The 6,639-nt window shown below is 74.4% G+C and carries 5 protein-coding genes; 4 read left to right on the top strand and 1 reads right to left on the bottom strand.

What is annotated here, in order from left to right; all coding sequences use genetic code 11:
* Both G3I40_RS10380 and G3I40_RS10385 read left to right on the top strand, forming a co-directional pair.
* Window positions 1–1,848: Pls/PosA family non-ribosomal peptide synthetase (locus tag G3I40_RS10380; protein ID WP_343244883.1), on the top strand; the 1,848-nt coding region annotated here is incomplete at its 5' end.
* A 56-nt stretch (window positions 1,849–1,904) separates the two neighbouring features.
* Window positions 1,905–3,224, top strand: a complete 1,320-nt coding sequence (locus G3I40_RS10385) for a M1 family metallopeptidase (protein WP_343244884.1) — start codon at window positions 1,905–1,907, stop codon at window positions 3,222–3,224.
* Between the two features lie 10 nt (window positions 3,225–3,234).
* On the opposite strand, the gene G3I40_RS10390 is transcribed toward G3I40_RS10385, so the two are convergent.
* On the bottom strand, window positions 3,235–3,897 hold the full coding sequence (locus tag G3I40_RS10390) for a DUF6226 family protein (protein ID WP_164301870.1): 663 nt from the start codon (window positions 3,895–3,897) through the stop codon (window positions 3,235–3,237).
* 134 nt (window positions 3,898–4,031) lie between these two features.
* Between G3I40_RS10390 and G3I40_RS10395 the strand changes: the two genes are divergently transcribed.
* Both G3I40_RS10395 and thpR read left to right on the top strand, forming a co-directional pair.
* The gene (locus G3I40_RS10395; RefSeq protein ID WP_164301871.1) at window positions 4,032–6,149 is read left to right on the top strand and encodes a LuxR family transcriptional regulator; all 2,118 of its coding nucleotides are present in this window, start codon (window positions 4,032–4,034) and stop codon (window positions 6,147–6,149) included.
* 26 nt (window positions 6,150–6,175) lie between these two features.
* A partial coding sequence (thpR, locus tag G3I40_RS10400; RefSeq protein WP_164301872.1) for an RNA 2',3'-cyclic phosphodiesterase occupies window positions 6,176–6,639 on the top strand: 464 nt, incomplete at its 3' end.

Below are 6,639 nucleotides of genomic sequence, written 5' to 3' on the forward strand. Positions count from 1 at the left end.
CCCGGCACGTATCCGCGCGGCGGCGGTGTCCACCTCAGGCTCTGGGCCGCGGAACGGCTCGCCGAGCACAGCGGCGCGGCCTCGCTGACCGGGACCTGGCTGCAGCGCTACGCCCGCGCGCTCGGCACCAAGGTCGGCCCGGACGTCGACCTGCACTCCCTGCCCCCGGTGACGGGTCTGCTCAAGCTCGGCCGCGGCTGCGCCGTCGAGAGCGAGGTCGACCTGTCCGGGCACTGGCTGGACGGCGACCGGCTGCAGATCGGCGCGGTGAAGGTCGGCGCGGGTGCGGTGGTGGGGACCCGCAGCGTCCTGTTCCCGGGATCCCGGGTCGGCAAGCGCGCGGAGATCGCCCCGGGTTCGGCCGTCCGGGGCCATGTGCCGACCGGCCAGAGCTGGGCCGGCTCCCCGGCCGTGAAACTCGGCAAGGCCAAGCGGGACCTGCCCAAGGAACGCCCGCCGCGCGCGCGGCACTGGCGCGCGATGTACGGCGCGACGGGCCTCGCCCTCTCCCTGCTGCCCGTGCTCGCCGCCGGTCCCGCGCTGCTGGTCGTGCGGGCCTTCGTCCCCGCAGACGCCGGCCTCGGCGCGGCCGTGCGCGGCGCACTGTTCGCCCTCGCCCCGGCCACCGTCGCCTTCGGTCTCACGTACGCCGCGGCGGTCCTCGTCTGCGTCCGGCTGCTCGGCCTCGGCCTGCGCACCGGCACGTTCCCCTCGCACGGCCGCGTCGGCTGGCAGGCCTGGACCGTCACCCAGCTGATGGACCTCTCCCGGCAGACGCTCTTCCCCCTCTACGCGGGCCTCGTCACACCCGTGTGGATGCGACTGCTCGGCATGCGCGTCGGCCGGGACGCCGAGGTGTCCACGGTGCTCGCGCTGCCCAGCCTCACCACCGTCGGCGACGGGGCGTTCCTCGCCGACGACACGCTGACGGCGCCGTACGAACTCGGCGGCGGCTGGGTGCGGATCGGGCGCGCGGAGATCGGTCGCCGGGCGTTCCTCGGCAACTCGGGCATGACCGCGCTCGGCCGTTCGGTGCCCGACGACGGGCTCGTCGGAGTGCTCTCCGCCACCCCGAAGAAGGCCAAGCAGGGCAGTTCCTACCTGGGGCTGCCGCCGGTCCGGCTGCCCCGTGCGGCCTGCGACGCCGACCGGAGCCGTACGTACGCGCCGCCCGCCCGGCTGCGCTGGGCCCGCGCGCTGGTCGAACTGTGCCGGATCGTCCCGGTGTTCTGCTCGGCGGCCCTCGTGGTGGGTGTCGTCGCTGCGCTGTGCGCGGCCGCGGAGCACGGCCTGTGGCTCGCGTTCCTGCTGAGCGGAGTCGTCCTGCTGGCCGCCGGTCTGCTCGGCTGCGCGCTGTCGGTCGCCGCCAAGTGGCTGCTGGTGGGCCGGCACCGGCCCGGTGAGCACCCGCTGTGGTGCGGCTACGTGTGGCGGGGTGAACTGGTCGACACCTTCGTCGAGATGCTGGCCGTGCCCTGGCTCGCCGGCGCGGTGCCCGGCACCCCCGTCCTGCACGCCTGGCTGCGCGGCCTCGGCGCCCGCATCGGCAGGGGCGTGTGGTGCGAGAGCTACTGGCTGCCGGAGACCGACCTGGTCACGCTCGGCGACGCGGCGACGGTGAACCGCGGCTGCGTCCTGCAGACCCACCTCTTCCACGACCGGATCTTGCGGACGGATACGGTGATCCTGCGCGAAGGCGCCACGCTGGGGCCGGGCGGGATCGTGCTGCCCGGCAGCGAACTCGGCGCCAAGGCGACGCTGGGGCCCGCGTCGCTGGTGATGGCGGGTGAGTCCGTTCCCGCGGGTACCCGTTGGCTGGGCAACCCCATCGAGGCCTGGCGTCCCTGATGCGCCACCGCGCGGGGACCACGTCGGACGAGCACACGGCAGGGAGCGGACCACTGGTGAACGGGCAGCACAGGACAGACCCCTACTTCCCGTCCAACGGGGACTCCCGCTACCGGGTGCACCGCTACGAACTCCACCTGGACTACCGGCCGGTGCCCAACCGGCTGGCGGGCGAGGCCCGGCTGAGCGCCATCGCGGGACGGGCGCCGCTGTCGGAGTTCCAGCTGAACCTCGCCGGCTTCCGCATCGGCCGGATCCGCGTCGACGGCCGCGCCGCGCACTACACGCTGCGCGGCGGCCGGCTGCGGATCCGGCCGGCGAAGGTGCTGCCCGCGGGCGCCGCGTTCACCGTCGAGGTGCAGTACTCCGGCAACCCCCAGCCGGTGAAGAGCCCCTGGGGCGGGCTCGGCTGGGAGGAGATGACGGACGGTGCGCTGGTCGCGAGCCAGCCCGTCGGCGGCCCCTCCTGGTACCCGTGCAACGACCGGCCCGCGGACAAGGCCGCGTACCAGATCTCGCTCACCACGCCCTCGGCGTACCAGGTGGTGATCGGCGGGCGGCTGCTCACCCGCACCACCAAGGCCTCCACCACGACCTGGCTGTACGAGCAGCCCGCCCCCACCTCCAGCTATCTGGTCGGCCTGGCCATCGGCAGGTTCCAGACGGCGCTGCTCGGCGACCCGGGGCTCGACGGCGTACCGCAGACCGGGCACTTCCCCGCCCACCTGATGTCCGCGTTCTCCCGCGACTTCGCCCGCCAGCCCCGGATGATGGACCTGTTCGGCGAGCTCTTCGGCCCCTACCCGTTCGGCGAGTACGCCGTGGTCGTCGCCGACGAGGAGCTCGACGTGCCGGTCGAGGCGCAGGGCCTGTCGCTGTTCGGCACCAACCACGTGGACGGGGCGCGCGGTGCGGAGCGCCTCGTCGCGCACGAACTGGCGCACCAGTGGTTCGGCAACAGCGTCACCGTCGCCGACTGGCGCCACATCTGGCTCAACGAGGGCTTCGCCAAGTACGCGGAGTGGCTCTGGTCCGAGCACGCGGGCGGGCGCAGCGCCCAGTCCCTCGCCGCCACGGCCCACCGCAGGCTCGCCGGCCTGGCCGAGGACCTGACGCTGGCCGACCCGGGCCGCAAGAACATGTTCGACGACCGGCTCTACGACCGCGGGGGCCTCGCGGTGCACGCCGTGCGCTGCGCGCTCGGGGACGTCGCGTTCTTCCGGATGCTGCGCGACTGGACGCACACCCACCGGCACGGCGTGGTCACCACGGAGATGTTCGCCACGCATGTGGAGCGGTTCGCCCAGGGGCCGCTGGACGAGCTGTTCGGGGCGTGGGTGTACGAGACGGAGCTGCCGGAGCTGCCCGCCCGGTGAGGGCGGGGCGTCACCCGCCGGTGTCGTCCCAGGCCGTACCCCGCACGACCTCGTACGGGGAGCGGTCGGCCCGCGCCGCGGCGAGCGCCTCCGCGACCGGCGGCAGGGAGCCGTCCCAGTCCGTGGCCGACCAGTCGTCCCCCAGGGCGACGATCCTCCGGCCCCGACCGGCGTCGACGTGGGTGAACGAACCCTGGACGACGGCCAGTACGGCGTCGTCCACCATCTCCAGCAGGTTCGCCGAGCCGTCGTCGCAGGCGTCGCACCCGCAGTCCGGGAGCCGCTCCAGGGCCACGGCCGGGGCACCCGCCCCCAGGACGGTGATCGTCCTGGGGACCTGGTCGATGGCGGAGAACCCGACGACGAGGGGGACGGCGCCGCCACGCACCGGGCTCAGCCGCACGGCCTCGGTGACGGGCACGCCGGGATCGCTCCGCCAGACGGCCTTCGGGTCGTCGACCGGCTCCGCCCGGGCGAGGCCGAACCGGGTCAGGACCCGTGTCCACGCCTCGACGCGGGCGGCGAGGATGCGGTACTTGCCCGGGTCGAGGCAGCGCGAGTACTCCTCGTCCGTCACCGGGGCGTCGCGGTGCGGATCGGGCCAGGGCGGCGTCTGAGCCCCGGTCATGGCGAACTCCTCGTCGACGGCCCGACGGAGCGCAATCTGTTCCATACCGGCACCCTACGGTGCGCTCACGGGGACCCGGCCCCGCACTTCGGTGCCGCGGATACCGCCATAACTCTCCCCCGGCGCCCGCCGAGTTGATAGCACTGACACTGCACAGGGCTTCGGGCGGGAGTGGGACGATGGCGACGGACAAGCAACGGGAGTGGCGGGCGGGCGAGCTGCCCCGCGCCACCGGTGAACTGGTGGGACGCCGCGCCGAGTTGGCGCAGATCGAGCAGGCGCTCGGACCGCACCGGCTGGTGACGCTCGCCGGGGTCGGCGGCGTCGGCAAGACCCGGGTGGCGCTGGGCGTCGCGTCGCGGATGCAGCCGGGATTCCGGGACGGGGCGTGGTGGGTCAGACTGTCGGGCCTGCGCGACGGCGAGCTGTTGCCGCACGCCATCGCCGAGGCGCTGCCCATGTCCCACCAGACGGCCGAGCCGGTGATCGACGCCCTCGCGCACTATCTCGCCCGGCGCAGCGCCCTGCTGGTCCTCGACACCTGTGAACACCTCACGCAGGAACTCCGGCCGGTGGTGGAGCGGTTGCTCGGCGCCGCGCCGGAGCTGCGGATCCTCGTCACCAGCCGGCGCCCGCTGGGCCTCGCGGCGGAGGAGGTGCTGACGGTGGAGCCGCTGTCGGTGCCCGGTCCCGGCCGGGCGGCGGAGAGCGACGCCATGGTGCTGCTGGCCGACCGGGCGGCAGTGGCGGTACCGGGGTTCACGGTGACCGAGGAGGGGCGGCCCGAACTGGAGCGCCTGTGCCGCCAGTTGGAGGGCCTGCCGCTGGCGATCGAGCTGGCCGCGGCCCGGCTGCGGGACCTGTCGCCCACCGAGCTGACCGACCGGATGTCGGACCGGACGGCCGACCGGTTCGACGTGCTCGGCGAGAGCGACGGCGTCATCGGCCGGACGGACCCGCTGTGGCACCAGGCGCTGCGCACCGCGATCGGCTGGAGCCACCAGTTGTGCACCCCGGCCGAGCGGCTGCTGTGGGCGCGCCTGTCGGTGTTCGTGGGGAGCTTCGACCTGGAGGGCGCCCTGCAGGTCTGCGGCGACGACCGCCTGGACCAGAAGGAGATTCCCCAGCTGCTGGCCGGGCTCGCGGAGAAGTCGATCATCACGTGGGAGCCCACGGCGGCCGGCGAGCGGTACCGGATGCTGGACACCATCCGCGAGTACGGCGAGGGCTGGCTGCGGAGCCTGGGCGAGGGGCGCGAGTTCCGCCGCCGTCACCGCACCTGGTACCTGCGCCTCGCCCGGGACGGCGACGTCGCGTGGATGGGGCCCGACCAGTACTTCTGGTACGAGCGGATGCACGCCGAGCTGGACAACCTCCGGCTCGCGCTGGAGTCCTGCCTGGGGTCCGCCGACAGCCGCATCGGGCTCGGCATGGCCGGGGACCTGTGGTTCCTCTGGTACGCGTGCGGGCTCGCCCGGGAGGGCAAGCACTATCTCGACCGCGCCCTGGCGGCGTTCACCGGCCCCAGCCCGCTGCGGCTCAAGGCCCTGTACGCGCAGGGCCTGGTACTCACCGAACTGGGTGACCTGCCCGCGCTGGAGATCTGCTCCGCCGAGTGCACGGCCCTCGCGGCGCGGTTCGGCGAGGAGGAGGACAGCCTCGCGAAGTCCGTGGCCGCGGTGGCGGCGGCGCTGCGCGGCGACGCCGTCACGCTGCTGCAGGTGACCGACGAGCTGCACGCCCGGCACAGCAAGTCGCCCGAGGCCATGCTCAGCGTGCCCGGCATGGGGTCCCTGTCCGTCGGCAGTCACGCGCGGATCGCGATGGGGATGCCGGAGGAGGCCCTGGTCGGCCTGGACGAGATGCGGCGGGTGTGCGACGCGGCGGGCGAGCACTGGATGCGGGCCTGGGGCGACTCGATCCGCGCCCAGGCCGAACTGGCCCTGGGCCGCATCGAGTCCGCGGAGCAGTCCGCCCGTGCGTCGCTGACGGTCAAGCACCGGATGCACGACAGCTTCGGTTCGGGCATGTGCCTGGAGGCGCTCGCCCAGTGCGCGATCGCCGGCGGCGAGGCCGAGCGGGCCGCGCACCTGCTCGGCCTCGCCCACCAGTTGTGGGACACCCTCGGGCGGCCCCAGGTCGGCATCCCCACCTGGGTGGCGGCCCACGAGGACTGTGTCGGCCGCACCCGCGCGGCGCTCGGCGAAGCCGCGTACGACCACGCCTTCCGCGCCGGTCACGGAACCGATCTGGACGCGGGCATCGCCCAGGCCCTGGGAGGCGCCGTGGCCGCGTGAGGGGCGAGCGCGGCCCCGGGGCGGGGATGCGGTACGAAGGGAACGTGACCGAACCACCCCGGCCCGCCACGCTGCGCGCCTTCATCGCCCTCGCCCCGCCCGACGACGCGAAGGACGAACTGGCACAGGCGCTGCGCCCGGCCTACGCGGCCCACCCCGGCCTGCGGTGGAACCGCATCGAGGACTGGCACCTCACCCTGGCGTTCCTGGGCGAGCTCCCGGTAGCGGCCGTCGAGCGACTGCGGGAGCCGCTCGCGGACCTGGCGGCCCGCCGGCCCTCTCCCGAGCTGGCGCTGACCGGTGGCGGCCACTTCGACGAGCGGGTCCTGTGGAGCGGTGTCGAGGGCGAACTCGATGCTCTGCACCTACTGGCCGACGAGGTACGGGCACGCGTCACGCGGTGCGGCATCGCCGCTCCGCAGCGGCCGCTGCGCCCGCACCTGACGCTGGCCCGCGCCCGCCGCCTCGACGCCGCGTCCGTACCGGCGGC

The organism is Streptomyces sp. SID14478 (genome assembly GCF_010548525.1).
In the GTDB taxonomy this organism is placed as follows: domain Bacteria; phylum Actinomycetota; class Actinomycetes; order Streptomycetales; family Streptomycetaceae; genus Streptomyces.